Raw genomic sequence first — 15200 nt, 5'->3', positions numbered from 1 at the left:
AAAGCTTGCGGGTCCTTGCCCAACGCCCTAAGCGACAGGAATGGCCGTTTATTTCCATGAAGAAGACCTCCCCGAAGGCGTGCTTGCGCCGGGTGCCGTCGCCGTCGATACCGAGACGATGGGGTTGATCACACCGCGTGATCGCCTTTGCGTCGTGCAGATTTCGGACGGGCAGGGCGACGAACACCTCGTCCGCTTCTCACCGGGCAGCAGCTATGCGGCGCCCAATCTGAAGGCTGTCCTGGCCGATCCTTCGCGGGTCAAGCTGTACCACTTCGCCCGCTTCGACCTTGCCGCGATCGAGCATTACCTCGGCGTGGTCGCGGCGCCGGTGTTCTGCACCAAGATCGCCTCGAAGCTGGTCCGGACTTATACCGATCGCCACGGCCTCAAGGACCTGGTGCGCGAACTGCTCGGAAAGGAAATCTCCAAGCAGCAGCAGTCGAGCGACTGGGGTGGGCCGGTGCTGTCCGATGCGCAGCAGGAATACGCCGCATCCGACGTGCGCCACCTCCATGCCATGCACGCGATCCTCGTCGAGCGTCTGGAGCGCGAGGGCCGCACCGTGATGGCGCAGGCCTGCTTCGATTTCCTGCCGATGCGGGCCCGGCTCGATCTTGCCGGTTGGGCAGAGCGTGACATCTTCAGCCACGAGTAAGGCAAGGCAGGGCAAGGCGCCGCGATGACCGTCCAGGCCGACATGATCCGTACGCAGCGCCGTGGCTTTGCCGCGCCGGGCGGGTTTCATGATCGCCTGGTGCATTTGCTTGCTCGCGCCCTGCCAGCCTTGGTCGGGGCACTGCTGGCAGTAATGATCATCGCACCGCTTTCTCCGCGCGGCGAGATCAGCTTCCTGCTTGACCGGCGCAAGGTCGCCGTTTTGAACGAGCGCATGCAGGTATCGAGCGCGATGTACCGCGGGCAGGACGACGACGGTCGCAACTTCTCGATCACGGCCGGATCGGCAGTGCAGAAAACCAAGGAAAAGCCCCTGATCCAGCTCGACCAGCTGACGGCGCGCATCATGCTTGATGAGGGGCCGGCGCTGCTTACCGCAGGCAAGGGCAACTACGACTTCGGCAAGGAGATCGTCGACATTGTCGGGCCGATCAACTTCCAGACCTCGGACGGCTACCGCATGACCGCGACGAACGTCGATATCGACCTCGGCGCCAAGCTCCTCAGGAGTCGTGGGCCGGTCGAAGGGCGGATTCCCGCCGGAACCTTTTCTGCCGACCGCATTCATGCCGATCTTTCGGAACGTACTGTAACGCTTGATGGAAACGCCCGCCTCCGCATGGTCCCGGGCAGGATGCAGATGCCATGACGAAGACCACTGTGCAAAAGACCACCGGCGAGATCATCCGTTCCGCTCGCCCCTTGCGTTGGGTCGCAATCGGATTTGCCGGCTCGGCCGCACTTGTTGCGGGCGCGCAGCACCTCGCAGCGCAAGGCATCGCCGGGCATGACAGCAAGGCTCCGGTCAACTATGCCGCCGACCGCATCGAAGTGCAGGACAAGGCCAAGCGCGTCGTCCTTTCGGGCAGCGTCGACATCACCCAATCGGACCTGCGCATCCAGGCGGCCCGCACCACGGTGGCATACAGCAACGCGGGCGATATCCAGATCGAACGGATCGATGCCACAGGCGGCGTGCAGGTAAATCGTGGCGGTGAAAGCGCGCGCGGCGACGTTGCTGTCTACGATTTCAATCGCAACATCATCACCATGACCGGGAACGTGGCGCTGCGCCGCAACGGCGATACGCTGAACGGCGGAAGACTGGTGATCGATCTCGATTCGGGCCTTTCCAGCGTGGACGGTCGTTCCGGCGGGGGAGCCGCTGGCGGCAGCGGCGGGCGCGTGACCGGCACTTTCAACGTCCGCAACAAGAACTGAGGCAACGGTTCGGGCGTCCTTTAGCCGGGCATCTTCCTGCACTGGCCCAGCGCTTCGGCTTCAGCGTCCCGATTGCGCTTCGACAAGGCCGTTCGCATCTGATTGATCGTTGCACATTCGAGTGCTGCGCCGTTTCGCAGGGCGAGGATCGTGCTTTCGACTGCCAGTGGGTCGAGGTCGGCTGCAGTATTGCGCAGGAAGTACCGCGTCCAGCTGCCGCCTGCGGTCAGTGTCTCGGCAAGAGCTTCCTTGCCACCTCGTGCGGCAAGCAGGCGATTGCGCATGTCGAGCAAGGGGGCCTCTTCGTCGCGCAGGGCCCAGACCGCGGCAAAGCGGTGCGAGGCTTCAACCGGATCACCGGCGGCAAGCGCGATGTCGAACATGGCCTGCTGCGCGATCGGATCGCGCCACCCGCGCTGCGCGGCCTGCTGCACAAGACGCGCGCTGGCCTCCCGGTTGCCCTGCCGCTCCTGCGCAATGGCGAGCAGTGTCAGATGTTCTGCTGGCAACGGGCTTCGCGCAATCAGAAGTCTGGCATCCGACAAGGCCCGATCGGGTTCCGCCGAACGCACATTGGCGAGTGTCAGGCTCTCCTGCGCGAAGTTGCGAAAAACCACGGGGACGAAGGAGGCCAGCGCCGGCTGTCGGCGGGACGCGCGATCCAGTTCGGCACCGAACGCGACAAAACACAACGCGCCAATGAAGGCGATCCAGAGGACGCGGATCAGGATTTCCTCCCATCACTTGCTGCGGCCGATGGCCTGCCGACAGAGGCTCGGGTCAAGATGGCGACGGCGAATGCCGCAAGACAGAGCATGGTCTGGTTGCGCAGCGGGTAATCGACTAGCGATTGGAGCGCAATCGCAAGCAGGATCCCGCTGTGAGCCAGCGCATCCCAGCGCCTTTCATTACCGAGCGCGGTCCAGGTGGACCACAGGATCCAGCCGGCCCAAAGTGCAATAAGCAGGAAGCCGGCAGCGCCCGCCTCGATCGCCAGTTCGAGGTAATCGTTGTGCGCGCGTCCTGCTCGCCGAGAGGTGATGTTTTCAAGCGATTCGTCGATCTGGAAAACCTCGTCGAAGGTTCCCATGCCTGCACCAACCGGCCAGTAGCGCTGTGCCGAGAAACGGGCATCTTCCCAGATTGCCGGACGTTCCTCGGTTGTCTTGTTGAACCGGTCCATCACCGTATCGAAGCGTGTCTGGGGGAGGGTGCCCATTCCCGCCCCAACGCCTAGCGCAACCAAGACCACCGCCAGACTTGCCGCAAACAGGCCCCGGCCGGTTCTGCCGAAGCCCTGCGCATCGTCCTGACGACCTCTTTGGTTGACGATAAGGCGCAACAGGAACAATCCGCCCGGTAGCGCCAGCAGGACCAGCCCGGTCCGCGATTGAGTGAGGATGACGCCGACGACCAGAAGGGCAGCCGTACCGAACGCGAGAAGACCCTTCAATGAAAGAAGGCGCCCGGCGTGGTTGCTGCAAAGCAGCAAGAGGCAGCAAACGAAAAAGATCGCAGTAGAATTGCGGTTGGCGAAAAGCCCGGCCAGCACGCCCTGATTGGCAGCCTCGACATAGAGAAGCGCGCTCTCTCCACCGGCGAGGACCTGCATGGTGCCCAGAACGACACCAGCAATGCCCATGGCAATGAAGATCTGCTTCGCGCGGTGCAGCGCGCGGCTGTCACTCTGCAACGCGAGGACCAGAACGGCGAATGGTGCAATTAGCCCAAGGAAAGCGACAAGTGTTCTGGCTGTGCTGACCGTCAATGGGTGCCAGGGAAGTTGCCCCAGCGTGCCGAGGGAATCACGAAGAAGCTCGCGCCCGGGAATTGCCTGCCAGATCGCCGGCGGCAACGGGATCAATTGAAGCAAAGGCAGCGCGAGCGTCGTGAGCGCGAGGATTTCCAGCCCGCGGGGAGCCTTCCGGATGAAACGCCATACCGCCGGGCCATGCATGCCGAGGACGACAAGCGCTGCAAGCTGTACGACAAGGTTGGGAAGGCCGTATGCCACACCTCCGCCGCCAAAAAGGCAGGCCAGAACGATCAGTGCAGCGAGAGATACGCCAGGTTCATTTCGCATCGGCACCTGATTGATCGTATCTGGGGTCCGGTCAAGCACATACCGCGCGCCTGCCAGCGATTGTAATCTACGAGATCAACTTCGCGCTGTGGCAGCACTCACGAAAAAGGCCCGGCCACCTCTAGGGTGCCGGGCCTTCCGTAGCTGTCCGAAAGGATCAGTTCGCGCCGGACGACTTGTTGTCGAGTGCACGCGAGATGCCGTAGGCAGCAGCGCCACCAGACAGCAGGATGATGATCCAGTAAGCCGGCTTGAGGTCGTTTTCGGCTTTGACCGAGGTCGACGCACGGCTGGCCGAGTAGCCATTGGTTGCGTAGACCGAAGAGCCGCTTGCGCGGGTCCCGGCTTCGGCGACGACCGGAGCGGCCAGCATTGCCGCAGCGGCTAGTGCCGATGCAAAACGAGAAACCTTCATGCTCAATCTCCTAAGCAGTAGCACTAACGTTTACCGCCCTCTCGCGGTCCGGATACCGCAATGCAAAATGATTCGCAAGAAAAACTAGGCATTACCCCGTATTAACTTCGTTTGGCATGGCACTGCCGCGCGTTAATACACGCGGTCTGGAGCGCAAAAAGGGTCGCTCGTTGGCGGAAAGGAGCGATTCGCGCGGTAACTGCGGAGGCGGCCGCCGATGGTTGCGCCCGAGAATTATGCTGCACCGCACCCTTCCGGCAGTCTTTGGCGCAATGCAGCATGCGCTGCGCAATGCCGCAATGCGGGATCAAGCTTGGGCAGGTGGTTGATTCACAAGTCGTGACGGTTCACGACCCGCAATGCTGGCAAAGGCCGGTGCCTAGGAATGGAATGCTTTGATGAGCGGGAACGAGGGGGTCGATGATCCGGCAGAAGTGATGCGGCGGGAAATGTCGGTAGTCATTGGGACGGTGCCGACGACAGTCGAGGGTGCGTTTTTCGACGATGACGGCTTTGTCATCTCTCCATCGGAATTTCTGTTCGAAACCTTCGATGCAGTGCGATTCCACTACAGGAAGGGCCGCGGCATCGTCGTCCAGATGCCCGGCGATGGCGCTAACGCACGAAGGGCGCTGGAGGACACCGACTTCGAGTTGTTTCTCTGGGGAACGGTGTTCGGGGCTGTGGCGTGGCTGAACGGGCTGTTCCCGCTTCACGCCAGCGCCGTCGATTTTGGCGGCCGCATCGTGGCATTCACTGCGGATTCCGGGGGCGGAAAGTCGACGCTGGCCGCAGGGCTGGCGCAGTGGGGGCTTCCCCATGTCTGTGACGATACGCTGGTGGTCTCGATCGCAGATAGAATCACGGCCATGCCCGATGCCAAGCCGCTCAAATTGTGGGATGATGCCCTAGTCCTCACTTCGAACGCGGCAGCGCGGCCGGTGCCGAGCATGCCGGGCAATCACTATGCACACGTCGCCTTGAAAGCGTCGGGCACTTTGCCGCTGACTGACCTGTGCTTCATCGAGTTCGGCGAATCGGTAGAACTGGTTCCCGTGCTGGGAGTGGAAAAACTGCAGCTTCTTCCCGGCGCCCTCTACCGCGATTTTGTACATGCAGCGCGGGGCGATCGCGCGATGCATGAGAGATTGTTGCTCAGATTTTGCGCCGAGGTGCGCTTCTGGAAGCTTCGCCGTCCTCGCAACTCGCATTCGTTTTTGTCCGACTTACAACGCATTAAGGATATTCTATCGGCATCGTGACGTCCCGATCCTTGGAAAACGGCCACTTTCTCTGCCTTACTTCCCATTCAGGCTTGCTTCGCACCCGCAACAAATGTAAGCCACTGTTAAGGGAAGATACTTATCAGTTAACTTAAGTTAGGGGTTCTGACATGACTCAGCGTGGCGAAATTGCGAACAAGGTGTGGTCGGCTCCGGTTCTTGAAGAACTGACTGTTGACCTTGCGGCGATTGCCGCCGGCAAGGGCAATGGCGGTGACGGCGGCTCAACCGGCAAGTCGAAGAGCTGAACTGCGCCTTGATCAGGTGATCTGATGGCAAGGTTTCTTCGCAAGATCGAAACGTCCAATTGTGCAACCGAGATGGACGGCGAACTGGTCATGATACACGTCGATACGGGTAAATTCTTCTCGTTGACCGGCGTGGGTCTGGAAATCTGGCAGCGGCTCGACAGTCAGCCCGATCTTGACCTGATCTGTGCCGATCTTTGTCTTGAGTACGGCATCACCGCCGAGGAATGCGGCCCTGCGGTAGATGCATTCGTGTCGCAGTTGACGACAGCGGGTTTTGCGGAATTGTCATAGTTGTGGGGGTCGGTTACCCCCTGCCGCTACCATGACTTTTGCGGACCGCATGCTCTTCAGGATCAAAGTTTTGCGCGCCATGGCCTATGTCGTCATGGCGCGCTTGCTTGTCCGCTTCGTGCCCTTGGTCAAGTGGCGGGACAGCATAGGCGTCTTGTTGGGGGCAGAACAGGCATTTGCCATGCAGGTCGCGCCGATGCAGCAAAGCGCCCGGATCGCGGTACAATCATTCGTCGATCAGATTGACCGGGCCTGCCTGAGGCTTCCTGGTAATAGTCGTTGCCTGCCTCGTGCCGTCGCACTTGGCTGGTTGCTGCGCCGGCGTTCAATGCCGTTGCTGACCGTGATCGCCTTCAGCAAATCCGACAGAACGGGGGATGATGCCTATCATGCTTGGGTGGAATGCGGTGGCGAGATGCTGATCGGGCATTGCGACCGCAGTACCTATCAGCCCATCATGGTGCTGGCTGCGGCTCCCGCCCTGGGAGACGCCACGATTGCTAACCAGCGAAGGTGAGGCAGCCTTGATCTTCACCAAGCCGGACGATCTTCTGATTCTCGCCGCGTTTGACCTCACCGGCGGTCCTGACTGGTTTGGCGAGGACTGGGAACGGGCGCTGCGATCCATCGCGCTGGGCAAGGCCGGAGACGTGTTGCATGCGCGCGTGGACGGCGCCGGGCTCGCCAGCCGGTGTGAAGTCCGACCGGGCACCTCACGACCAGTACGCCAGCGGCCGCACAATTTCCGGCGTCAGCCGGACGGCTCCTATGTCCTTCTGGCGGGGCGTCTGCACTTTCCCCAGGAACTGATCAGTCGGTTCGGCCTGTCGAACGTCGAGGACCAGGCGTCGCTCTATGCGGCGCTCCATGCAAAGCTTGGTAGCGATTGCGACCGCCGGATCGCGGGTGACTACGCCGTGGTCCAGTGGTGGCCGGATCAGCGCACGGTCCGCTTGGCACGATCGCCGACCGCAGACGTGCCGCTTCATTTAATGCGGGATGGCACAAGGCTCGTGGTGTGCTCACTTCCCGGTCCGATCCTTGCGCTGGGGCATCAGCCCCGTCTCGATGACACCCGGGCTGGAACCTGGCTCATGTGCGGTTGGGCCGTGCCCGGCCAGAGCTTCTACGAAGGCATGACCTGTCTGGTGCGCGGCACCGAGCAGATCCATGATCTGTCTGGCCACAAAGAGCAGAGCTTCTGGTCTTTGCGTGACGTGCCGGACGTTCGATTCAAGCGGGACGAAGACTACGTCGAAGCGGTTATCGAGCAGTTGCGTCGCGCCACGCAGGCTGCGCTCGGAGAAGCAAGGACGCCGGGCGTCATGCTGTCCGGGGGGTTTGATTCCCAAGCAGCGGCAAGCTTTGCCGTCGAGCGGCTTCCCGCTGGATCGGTCTTGCGCAGCTACACCAGCGTGCCCTCGGCAGATTTCCAACCTGATGAGAGGGCTACTTCGTTCGGAAACGAAGCCGAACACGTCCGGGACTTGTGCGCCATGTACCCGCAGATTCGCCCAACTTTCGTTGATGGCGCACACCTGCAATATGGCGAACGACTTAATGCACTGATGCTCGTTTCGGGCTGGCCGATCTACAACGAGATGAATGCGCACTGGTTTCATGCCGCGCTGGAGCGCGCCGAAGCAGATGGCGTGGACGTGCTTTTGACCGGCGACGCCGGCAACCTGGGTTTCAGCTACGATGGATGGACAGGTTTTCCGACCTGGCTTGCCCAAGGCAAGTGGCTTCGGCTGATCCGCGAACTTATGGCCTTCCGCCAGGATGAACGGCCCCTATGGCGCAAGTTCGTGTCGCGCGCGGTTATGCCGCACCTGCCATTCAAATTGAAGCACCGGCTCGATAAACCACGGGGGTGGCGCCAATCACCGTTTGCCTCATGGAGCCCGCTGCGTTCCGATTTCGCGGAACAATCCGGGCTAATGGGCCTGATCGGCAACGATGGCTTTGCGCTTTACGATTACGACCTGACTTCGTCGCGAGAGTGGCGCCATCTGATCGCGGCGCAATTCGGCAATGGCGGATCCGAGATTCTCCTCGGGTTCAAGCTGCTCTATGGTCTCGCCATCCGTGATGTGCATTCCTACGCGCCTTTGCTTGAACTATGCGCCGGCATTCCGGACGAGCAGTATCTGCGCGGCGGTCAGGACCGTTGGCTGGGGCGGCGCGTACTGGCCGGGCGCGTGCCGGACCGGGTCTGGCAGGAGCGTCGGCTCGGGCGTCAGGCCGCTGACTGGCCGGTCCGGATGCAACGCGATCGGGACATGATTTTGCGTGAGCTCGCGTCGTTGGCACGGGACGAACGTATTGCGCGGGTTTTCGACTTTCCGCGGCTGATCAGCAGTCTCGAAGAGTGGGACGGTGAAGACCGGCCTGAAAGGCGCGATGCGGAAAGGATCGTTTCGGCGGTCACGCGCGGGTTGTCGACAGCGCGCTTCATCCGGTTTGCCGAAGGCCGCAATGTCACCTGACGGCAGGGCGCCCACGGGTGAAGGGCTGGCCACGGTGAAGACCGTGGTGAGCATGGCAGGCTGGCCCCGGCTCATCCTGCTTGGCCTGCTGATGCTCTTGTCGAGCATGACCGAGGGAATCGGGCTGCTGCTTCTTGTCCCGATCACGGCGGTGGTGGCGGGCGAGCACATGCCGCAGGGCCTTGGTGCCTGGTTTGAACCGCTCATGGGTCTACCCGTCGGCCTGCTCCTTGCGGCTGTCGCAGCCTTGGTCACTGTGCGGTCGCTGATAGTCTATCTCGTGCTCGACCGACAGGCCAGGCTCGGCCATGCCCTGACGCGCATGATCCGCATCTCGGCGCAAGATGCAGTCCTTTCCGCCGACTGGCGCTGGCTCAGTCAGCAAAGCACGGCGGCGCATGCCGCGCGGCTGGTGGGTGAGGCGGACCGCGTGGGAAGCCTGGGCGAGAACCTCCTGTCCGCGGTGACGTCAATCATCACTCTGGTGATGCTCATCGTCACCGCATTTGCGATCTCCTGGCAACTGACAGGTCTTGCCGTCCTGTCGGGTTCGGTCGTGGTTGCTACCCTCGTTGCATTGAGAGGGCGAAGGAACCGGGATGGCGAGCAGTTCGCGCAAGCCTACGGCGCCTTGCAGCAACAGGTGACCAATGGTCTGTTCCACTTCAGGGCGGCGCGGATAAGTGGCGCGGAAGACTCGTTGTCGCGACAGTTCAGCGCAACCGCCCGTGAGGTGGAGCAGTCGCAACTCCGCTACCATCGCTCGGTATCGCAGGCGCACGTCGTGTTTCAGGCAATTGCTGCCATCGTGCTCAGCGGCCTGATCTATCTGGCACTGGTAGTGATGCGCTTGCCATTGGGAGTACTGGTGCCGGTTCTGGCGATCTTGGTCAGGATGGTCCCGGTGGCGACGGGTCTGCAAGGTTATATTCGCCGGTGGAGCTTCAATAGCTCTGCGCTGATCGAGCTGCAGCGCATGATCAGCGATGCAGGCGCGCATCGCGAACCGGAGGACGATGGTGCGGAAGGCCCACGCCTGCGGCGTTCGCTCGAGCTGCGCGGGATCGGGCTGCGCTATGCAGGTCGCGAACGACCGATATTCCAGGATTTCGACCTTGCTATCCCGGCGGGCAGTGTCGTGGCGATCTGCGGGCCATCGGGCGTGGGTAAAAGCAGTCTTGCAGACATGCTCGGCGGATTGATCGAGCCCGACTGTGGTCAGCTGTCGATCGACGGCATGCCGCTCGACCCCCGTGATCGCATCCGGTGGCGGCGGCGCGTGGCCTATGTCGAGCAGGTGCCCTATCTGTTCGATGGCACCATTGCCGAGAACCTGGCGTGGGGACAGCCTGACGGTGACGAGCGCGCCCTGCGCAAGGCAATGGAGCGCGCTCTTGTACGGGCTGCCGCCCAGTTCGTTTTTGAACTTCCACACGGTCTCGATACGCGCGTCGGTGAAGCCGGGCGGCAGTTCTCCGGCGGAGAACGGCAGCGCATCGCCCTGGCGCGGGCACTGCTGCGGGAGCCCGACCTGCTCATTCTCGACGAGGTTACCGCAGCGCTCGATGGCACGAACGAGAACGCAATCATGGGCATGGTGCAAGGCCTGAAAGGCGAATGCACCATCCTGATCCTTGGACACCGCACCGCGCTACTTGCGCTTGCGGATCAAATCGTTGATCTGGGAGAGCATGCAGCCTCCTGACACCACTTCATCTCTTGCGGTGCCCGGGGAGTTGCTGTTGCGCATTTGCGCTGCGCCTGATGCGGACCACCGCGAGTTGCTTGCCGCACTGCATGACAGTGATTGGGACAATCTAGCTTTGCTGGCGCAGGAAAGGCGTGCTGCGGGGCTCGTGCTGCGCGCTCTCGCCACGGCTTCTGCGCGAGGCAATGTGCCAGCGCCTGCGCTGATGCAACTGGATGCGGCACAGCAGTGGCACGCCCTGTATGCCCTGAAGCAGATGGCGGCGATAAAGCGCCTCATGCTGGTTCTGGACGAGGCGGGTTTCAAGCCAGTCGTCCTCAAGGGATTCGGCCTTGCCCATGCCAGTTATCCCGATCCGGCGCTGCGACCGTTGCGCGATGTGGACCTGCTGCTGACTGCGGAGGAGGCCGCGCGGGCGCAGGCCGTGCTGATCGCAAATCCGCATTATCGCGTTGCGCCGTGGGCTGGCACCTATGGTGTCGAATACAATCACCAACTGCCCGAGATCCAGGATATCGATTATGAGCTCACTATCGAGATCCACCACCGCATAAACGCGCGAAATTGGTCTCAGGAACCGCTTCTGCTGGACATGATACGGTCCGAGGCCATTGACCTGAAGATCATGGGCATCGCAGTGGCCGTTCCATCGCACCTCTCCAATTTCCTGCATCTTGTGGAGCATGCGACGCTGCACCACGCCTTCGAGAATGGCCCTCTCATTCTTGCCGACCTGCATTACCTTGTGACGCGCCATCCCATGGACTGGCAGCAGGTGCGGGCGGAAGCGACACGCATGGGTCTGCTGCGATCGCTTCAATTGCTGTTTGCGCTGGCGCAGGACCTCGGCGCATCGTGGGTACCGGCCGGTCTCATTGACACGACCGCGCTCGATCCCGCTCACGTCGCTGCCGCGAAAACGGCGATGTTGCAGCCGCGCGAGCAATCCGAACAAAACAAGCTGCTGAGACGCCTCGAAACCAGAGCTGGTGGGGATTCCGGATGGTGGGCGGCAGTGCGCCGGGCGGCCCGACCCGATCCGTACGAACTGGCAAAGCTTGCGGGTTGCCGGCCAGACGAATGGCGTCGCTGGCTATGTTATCCGGCGTGGGTTCGCCAGAAGGGGCGTCGCTACATGGCGACGTCCCTTGATCCACGCGCCCTCGCAAGCGCACGGCGCGAAGCGGCGATGGTAAACTGGCTGAGTGGAAGGGGTTGATCGCATAGCGCAGAGCAGAGCGGTTATTGACCTGCAGCAGGCTTGCTGCAATGCAGCACATCACGTTGCCTGCACGGGATTCGATGCTGCAGTCGTAGCAGCGCAAGCGGGTCGCACACGAAGCGGACATGTTTTCAAGGTGTCGCCCCTTTGCGCGCATCTTGCCTGAAGGAGCACTGTTGATCGTGAGTGAATCGCCAGCGTCAGACAAGACGGGTGCGCCGCACCGCAAGGGTATCATTCTTGCAGGCGGTTCGGGAACGAGGCTCTATCCGCTGACGCGGGGCGTCTCCAAGCAGCTGATGCCTGTCTACGACAAGCCGATGATCTATTATCCGCTTAGCACGTTGATGCTGGCCGGAATTCGCGACATCCTGATTATCACCACGCCCGAAGACGCCACCCAGTTCCAGCGCGTGCTGGGCGATGGTTCGGCGTTCGGTGTGGCACTATCATACGCCGAGCAGCCCAGCCCAGATGGTCTTGCTCAGGCGTTCCATATCAGCTCTGGTTTTGTCGGCACGAGCCCCAGTGCTCTCGTACTGGGTGACAACATCTTCTATGGCCACGGCCTTCCGCAACTCCTGCACAGCGCGACCGCACGCGTCGACGGGGCAAGCGTCTTTGCCTATCGCGTCAACAATCCGGAAGCCTACGGGGTAGTCGCATTCGATGCCGATGGCCGCGCCAGCTCGATCGAGGAAAAGCCGGTCAAGCCGAAGTCGAACTACGCCGTGACTGGCCTCTACTTCTACGATGGCACGGTGGTCGACCGTGCCCGCGACCTGAAGCCCTCGGCACGAGGTGAGCTCGAGATCACAGATCTCAACCGCCTCTACATGGACGAAGGCCAGCTTTCGGTCGAGATCATGGGGCGGGGTTATGCCTGGCTTGACACCGGAACGCATGGCTCGCTGCTCGATGCTGCGACATATGTGCGCATTACCGAAGAGCGCCAGGGACTGAAGATCTGCTGCCCCGAGGAAATTGCCTGGCGGCAGGGTTTCATTGACGATGCCGGACTTGAGGCAATCGCCCAGCCTCTGCGCAAATCCGGCTACGGCGAATATCTGTTGCAACTGCTGACCCAGAAGGGCCCGCTGTGAACATCATCGAGTGCAATATCCCGGGTCCGCTGATCCTCGAACCAAAGGTATTTGGCGACGAGCGTGGCTTTTTCATGGAGTCCTGGAACGCCGCCGCATTCGCAAAGGCCGGGCTGGACCTTACATTCGTGCAGGATAACCACAGCCGCTCCCAGAAGGGCGTGCTGCGCGGAATGCATTTCCAGAATCCCGGGCCGCAGGGCAAGCTGGTTCGCGTGGTGCGTGGTGCGGTGTTCGATGCCGTGGTCGATTTGCGCCGCTCGTCGCCAACTTTCGGTAAATGGACCGGGGTCACCCTCTCGGCCGAGAACAAGCGGATGTTCTGGGTGCCCGAAGGCTTCGCGCATGGCTTCCTGACGCTCGAGGATGATACCGACTTCCTTTACAAGTGCACCACGCCATATGCGCCGCAGCACGAAGCCAGCCTGGCCTGGAATGACCCAACGGTCGGCATCGAATGGCCGCTCGACGGGCTGGAGCCCAAGCTCTCCGCCAAGGACGCAGTGGGCGTGCCACTGGCCGAAGTGAAGGCATTCGCGTGAAAGCGCTGATCACGGGCATCAACGGCCAGCTCGGCAAGGCCCTTCTGGCCTCGCGACCCGAACAGTGGACCTGCGTTGCGCTTGATCGCAACGCGCTGGATCTTGCCGATCCTGACGCCATTGCCCGTGTTGTGGATACCGAACAACCCGACCTCGTGCTCAATGCCGCGGCCTATACGGCGGTCGACCGTGCTGAGAGCGAATCCGCTCTGGCAAGCGTGATCAATGCTGATGCCCCTGGGGCCTTTGCCAAGGCGCTTTCAGGAAGCGGCGGCAGGCTGGTTCAGGTTTCGACCGACTTCGTCTTCGACGGTTCTCAAGGTCGCGGCTACCGCCCGGGAGATAAGCGGAACCCGCAATCCCAATACGGCGCAAGCAAGGCTGCCGGCGAAGATGCCGCAGGCCCGGAAGCCATCATTGTTCGCACCAGTTGGGTTTATGCTGCCGGTGGCGCAAACTTCGTTCGCACAATGCTGCGTCTTATGCGTGAGAGGGACGAGCTTCGCGTCGTGGCGGACCAGATTGGCTCACCGACCTGGGCTACCGGGCTTGCTCAAGTGCTGTGGGGTCTTGCTGAAAAGAACCAGCCGGGCGTCTTCCATCATCGGGACGCCGGTGTCGCCAGTTGGTACGATTTTGCGTTCGCGATTGCCGAGGAGGCCCATACGATTGGTCTGATCCCTCGGATACCGGCGATCACGCCCATCGCCACTGCCGATTATCCGACGCCAGCCAAGCGCCCGTCCTTCTCCGTGCTCGACGTTTCGGAAACGCGCACGCTGCTCGGGGACGAGCACATCCATTGGCGCACCAACCTCAAGACCATGCTGAAAGAGGAAAAGGCTCTTGGCTAATCTGCTTGTTACCGGCGGCGCCGGTTTCATCGGCGGCAACTTCGTCCACTATTGGGCCAAGCAGCATCCAGCCGATACGATCATCGTCCTCGATTGCCTGACCTATGCCGGCAACCGCTCGACCATCGCAGAAGTGCCACAGGCCGAACTGGTAGTCGGCGACATCCGTGATACCGACCTGGTCGAGAACCTTCTGCGGGCGCGGGACATTTCCACGTTGGTCCATTTCGCCGCCGAAAGCCATGTCGACCGCTCGATCACAGGGCCCGATGCGTTCATCGAGACAAACATTCTGGGCACAAACAGCCTGCTCAAGGCAGCCCGCAAGGTATGGTTGGACGAGGGCAGCGGAATAGATCATCGCTTCCATCATATCTCGACGGACGAGGTTTACGGGTCGCTGGGGCCCAACGATCCGGCCTTTGCCGAAACGACGCAGTACCAGCCCAACTCACCTTATTCGGCATCGAAGGCGGCTTCGGATCACCTCGTCCGCGCCTATCATCACACCTATGGACTGAATACGACGACCACGAATTGTTCGAACAATTACGGCCCGTACCACTACCCTGAAAAGCTCATTCCGCTATTCATGCTCAATGCGCTCTTCGGGAAGCCCCTGCCGATCTATGGTGATGGGATGAACGTGCGCGACTGGCTTTACGTGGAAGACCATTGCCGGGGCATCGAGGCGGCGCTGAAGAATGGCTCGCCGGGTGAGACTTATAACATCGGTGGGGGCGAGGAACTGCCCAACATGGCCGTGATCGACCGGATCTGCGCGGAAGTCGACAAGGCCTTCGCTGAGATCGAGGATCTCGCGAGCCGCTTCCCCAACGCTCCTGCCGCGCAGGGGCGACCGACTTCGGAACTCAAAACCTTCGTTGAAGACCGCAAGGGTCATGACCGCCGATATGCAATCGACGAGACCAAGGCTCGCGCAGAACTCGGTTACGAACCGCAGCACGATTTCGAGAATGGCCTGCGCAACACGCTGCGCTGGTATCTCGAAAACGAAGCCTGGTGGCGCCCGCTGCTGTAATCTGCGAGGCCAGCCTGC

Annotated in this window: 17 protein-coding genes; 14 read left to right on the top strand and 3 right to left on the bottom strand. The window is 61.6% G+C overall.

The window, feature by feature from the left end; translation table 11 throughout:
• The first annotated feature begins 40 nt into the window (after positions 1–40).
• The 3 genes from AC1Q5P_RS05430 to AC1Q5P_RS05420 are packed head-to-tail and all read left to right on the top strand — an operon-like array spanning position 41 to position 1899.
• The gene (locus AC1Q5P_RS05430) at positions 41–658 is read left to right on the top strand and encodes a ribonuclease D (protein ID WP_492518373.1); all 618 of its coding nucleotides are present in this window, start codon (positions 41–43) and stop codon (positions 656–658) included.
• A gap of 24 nt (positions 659–682) precedes the next feature.
• Positions 683–1327 carry an LPS export ABC transporter periplasmic protein LptC gene (lptC, locus tag AC1Q5P_RS05425; RefSeq protein WP_492518372.1) on the top strand — a complete coding sequence of 215 codons (645 nt, stop codon included), beginning with the start codon at positions 683–685 and terminating at the stop codon, positions 1325–1327.
• Complete coding sequence (locus AC1Q5P_RS05420; protein WP_492518371.1) at positions 1324–1899, top strand: LptA/OstA family protein; 576 nt, start codon at positions 1324–1326, stop codon at positions 1897–1899. Before lptC ends, AC1Q5P_RS05420 begins: the two co-directional genes overlap by 4 nt.
• Positions 1900–1919: 20 nt before the next feature.
• Here AC1Q5P_RS05420 and AC1Q5P_RS05415 read toward each other — a convergent pair whose 3' ends face one another.
• The 3 genes from AC1Q5P_RS05415 to AC1Q5P_RS05405 form a co-directional block, all read right to left on the bottom strand.
• Complete coding sequence (locus tag AC1Q5P_RS05415) at positions 1920–2408, bottom strand: hypothetical protein (protein ID WP_492518370.1); 489 nt, start codon at positions 2406–2408, stop codon at positions 1920–1922.
• 215 nt (positions 2409–2623) lie between these two features.
• Positions 2624–3982 (bottom strand): O-antigen ligase family protein, encoded by a 1359-nt coding sequence (locus AC1Q5P_RS05410; protein WP_492518369.1) that lies wholly within the window; start codon positions 3980–3982, stop codon positions 2624–2626.
• Positions 3983–4139: 157 nt separating this feature from the next.
• Positions 4140–4397, bottom strand: coding sequence for a hypothetical protein (locus AC1Q5P_RS05405; RefSeq protein WP_492518368.1), 258 nt, complete (start codon positions 4395–4397; stop codon positions 4140–4142).
• 395 nt (positions 4398–4792) lie between these two features.
• On the opposite strand from AC1Q5P_RS05405, the gene AC1Q5P_RS05400 reads away from it, so the two are divergent.
• The 11 genes from AC1Q5P_RS05400 (at position 4793) to rfbB (ending at position 15182) form a co-directional block, all read left to right on the top strand.
• Positions 4793–5659: a hypothetical protein gene (locus AC1Q5P_RS05400; protein WP_492518367.1), complete on the top strand. Its 867-nt coding sequence runs from the start codon at positions 4793–4795 to the stop codon at positions 5657–5659.
• A 131-nt stretch (positions 5660–5790) separates the two neighbouring features.
• A complete protein-coding gene (locus tag AC1Q5P_RS05395) occupies positions 5791–5928 on the top strand; it encodes a hypothetical protein (protein ID WP_492518366.1) in 138 nt (45 codons plus the stop codon).
• A gap of 24 nt (positions 5929–5952) precedes the next feature.
• Positions 5953–6222 (top strand): PqqD family protein, encoded by a 270-nt coding sequence (locus tag AC1Q5P_RS05390; protein WP_492518365.1) that lies wholly within the window; start codon positions 5953–5955, stop codon positions 6220–6222.
• Positions 6223–6271: 49 nt separating this feature from the next.
• Positions 6272–6739, top strand: a complete 468-nt coding sequence (locus tag AC1Q5P_RS05385; protein ID WP_492518364.1) for a lasso peptide biosynthesis B2 protein — start codon at positions 6272–6274, stop codon at positions 6737–6739.
• Positions 6720–8711: an asparagine synthase-related protein gene (locus AC1Q5P_RS05380; protein WP_492518363.1), complete on the top strand. Its 1992-nt coding sequence runs from the start codon at positions 6720–6722 to the stop codon at positions 8709–8711. Before AC1Q5P_RS05385 ends, AC1Q5P_RS05380 begins: the two co-directional genes overlap by 20 nt.
• Positions 8701–10416, top strand: a complete 1716-nt coding sequence (locus AC1Q5P_RS05375) for an ABC transporter ATP-binding protein (protein ID WP_492518362.1) — start codon at positions 8701–8703, stop codon at positions 10414–10416. Before AC1Q5P_RS05380 ends, AC1Q5P_RS05375 begins: the two co-directional genes overlap by 11 nt.
• Positions 10403–11638 carry a nucleotidyltransferase domain-containing protein gene (locus AC1Q5P_RS05370; protein ID WP_492518361.1) on the top strand — a complete coding sequence of 412 codons (1236 nt, stop codon included), beginning with the start codon at positions 10403–10405 and terminating at the stop codon, positions 11636–11638. Before AC1Q5P_RS05375 ends, AC1Q5P_RS05370 begins: the two co-directional genes overlap by 14 nt.
• 185 nt (positions 11639–11823) lie before the next feature.
• Positions 11824–12744, top strand: coding sequence for a glucose-1-phosphate thymidylyltransferase RfbA (gene rfbA / locus AC1Q5P_RS05365; RefSeq protein WP_492518360.1), 921 nt, complete (start codon positions 11824–11826; stop codon positions 12742–12744).
• Positions 12741–13286, top strand: a complete 546-nt coding sequence (rfbC, locus tag AC1Q5P_RS05360) for a dTDP-4-dehydrorhamnose 3,5-epimerase (RefSeq protein ID WP_492518359.1) — start codon at positions 12741–12743, stop codon at positions 13284–13286. Before rfbA ends, rfbC begins: the two co-directional genes overlap by 4 nt.
• Positions 13283–14140 (top strand): dTDP-4-dehydrorhamnose reductase, encoded by an 858-nt coding sequence (gene rfbD / locus AC1Q5P_RS05355; RefSeq protein ID WP_492518358.1) that lies wholly within the window; start codon positions 13283–13285, stop codon positions 14138–14140. The genes rfbC and rfbD overlap by 4 nt, the downstream gene beginning before the upstream one ends.
• Entirely contained in the window at positions 14133–15182 is a 1050-nt protein-coding gene (rfbB, locus tag AC1Q5P_RS05350; RefSeq protein ID WP_492518357.1) for a dTDP-glucose 4,6-dehydratase, read from the top strand. Before rfbD ends, rfbB begins: the two co-directional genes overlap by 8 nt.
• Positions 15183–15200 lie beyond the last annotated feature (18 nt).

This window comes from Novosphingobium sp. GW835-FHT14H07 (assembly GCF_058793515.1).
The sequence above is the reverse complement of the archived record's forward strand: the minus strand, read 5'-3'. Positions and strand labels throughout refer to the sequence as shown.

What these genes read in the sequence shown, in the direction of transcription:
- AC1Q5P_RS05430 (WP_492518373.1), top strand. Translation starts at nt 41, where the DNA reads ATGGCCGTTTATTTCCATGAAGAAGACCTCCCCGAAGGCGTGCTTGCG.
- lptC (WP_492518372.1), top strand. Translation starts at nt 683, where the DNA reads ATGACCGTCCAGGCCGACATGATCCGTACGCAGCGCCGTGGCTTTGCC.
- AC1Q5P_RS05420 (WP_492518371.1), top strand. Translation starts at nt 1,324, where the DNA reads ATGACGAAGACCACTGTGCAAAAGACCACCGGCGAGATCATCCGTTCC.
- AC1Q5P_RS05410 (WP_492518369.1), bottom strand. Translation starts at nt 3,982, where the DNA reads ATGCGAAATGAACCTGGCGTATCTCTCGCTGCACTGATCGTTCTGGCC.
- AC1Q5P_RS05405 (WP_492518368.1), bottom strand. Translation starts at nt 4,397, where the DNA reads ATGAAGGTTTCTCGTTTTGCATCGGCACTAGCCGCTGCGGCAATGCTG.
- AC1Q5P_RS05395 (WP_492518366.1), top strand. Translation starts at nt 5,791, where the DNA reads ATGACTCAGCGTGGCGAAATTGCGAACAAGGTGTGGTCGGCTCCGGTT.
- AC1Q5P_RS05390 (WP_492518365.1), top strand. Translation starts at nt 5,953, where the DNA reads ATGGCAAGGTTTCTTCGCAAGATCGAAACGTCCAATTGTGCAACCGAG.
- AC1Q5P_RS05385 (WP_492518364.1), top strand. Translation starts at nt 6,272, where the DNA reads ATGCTCTTCAGGATCAAAGTTTTGCGCGCCATGGCCTATGTCGTCATG.
- AC1Q5P_RS05375 (WP_492518362.1), top strand. Translation starts at nt 8,701, where the DNA reads ATGTCACCTGACGGCAGGGCGCCCACGGGTGAAGGGCTGGCCACGGTG.
- AC1Q5P_RS05370 (WP_492518361.1), top strand. Translation starts at nt 10,403, where the DNA reads ATGCAGCCTCCTGACACCACTTCATCTCTTGCGGTGCCCGGGGAGTTG.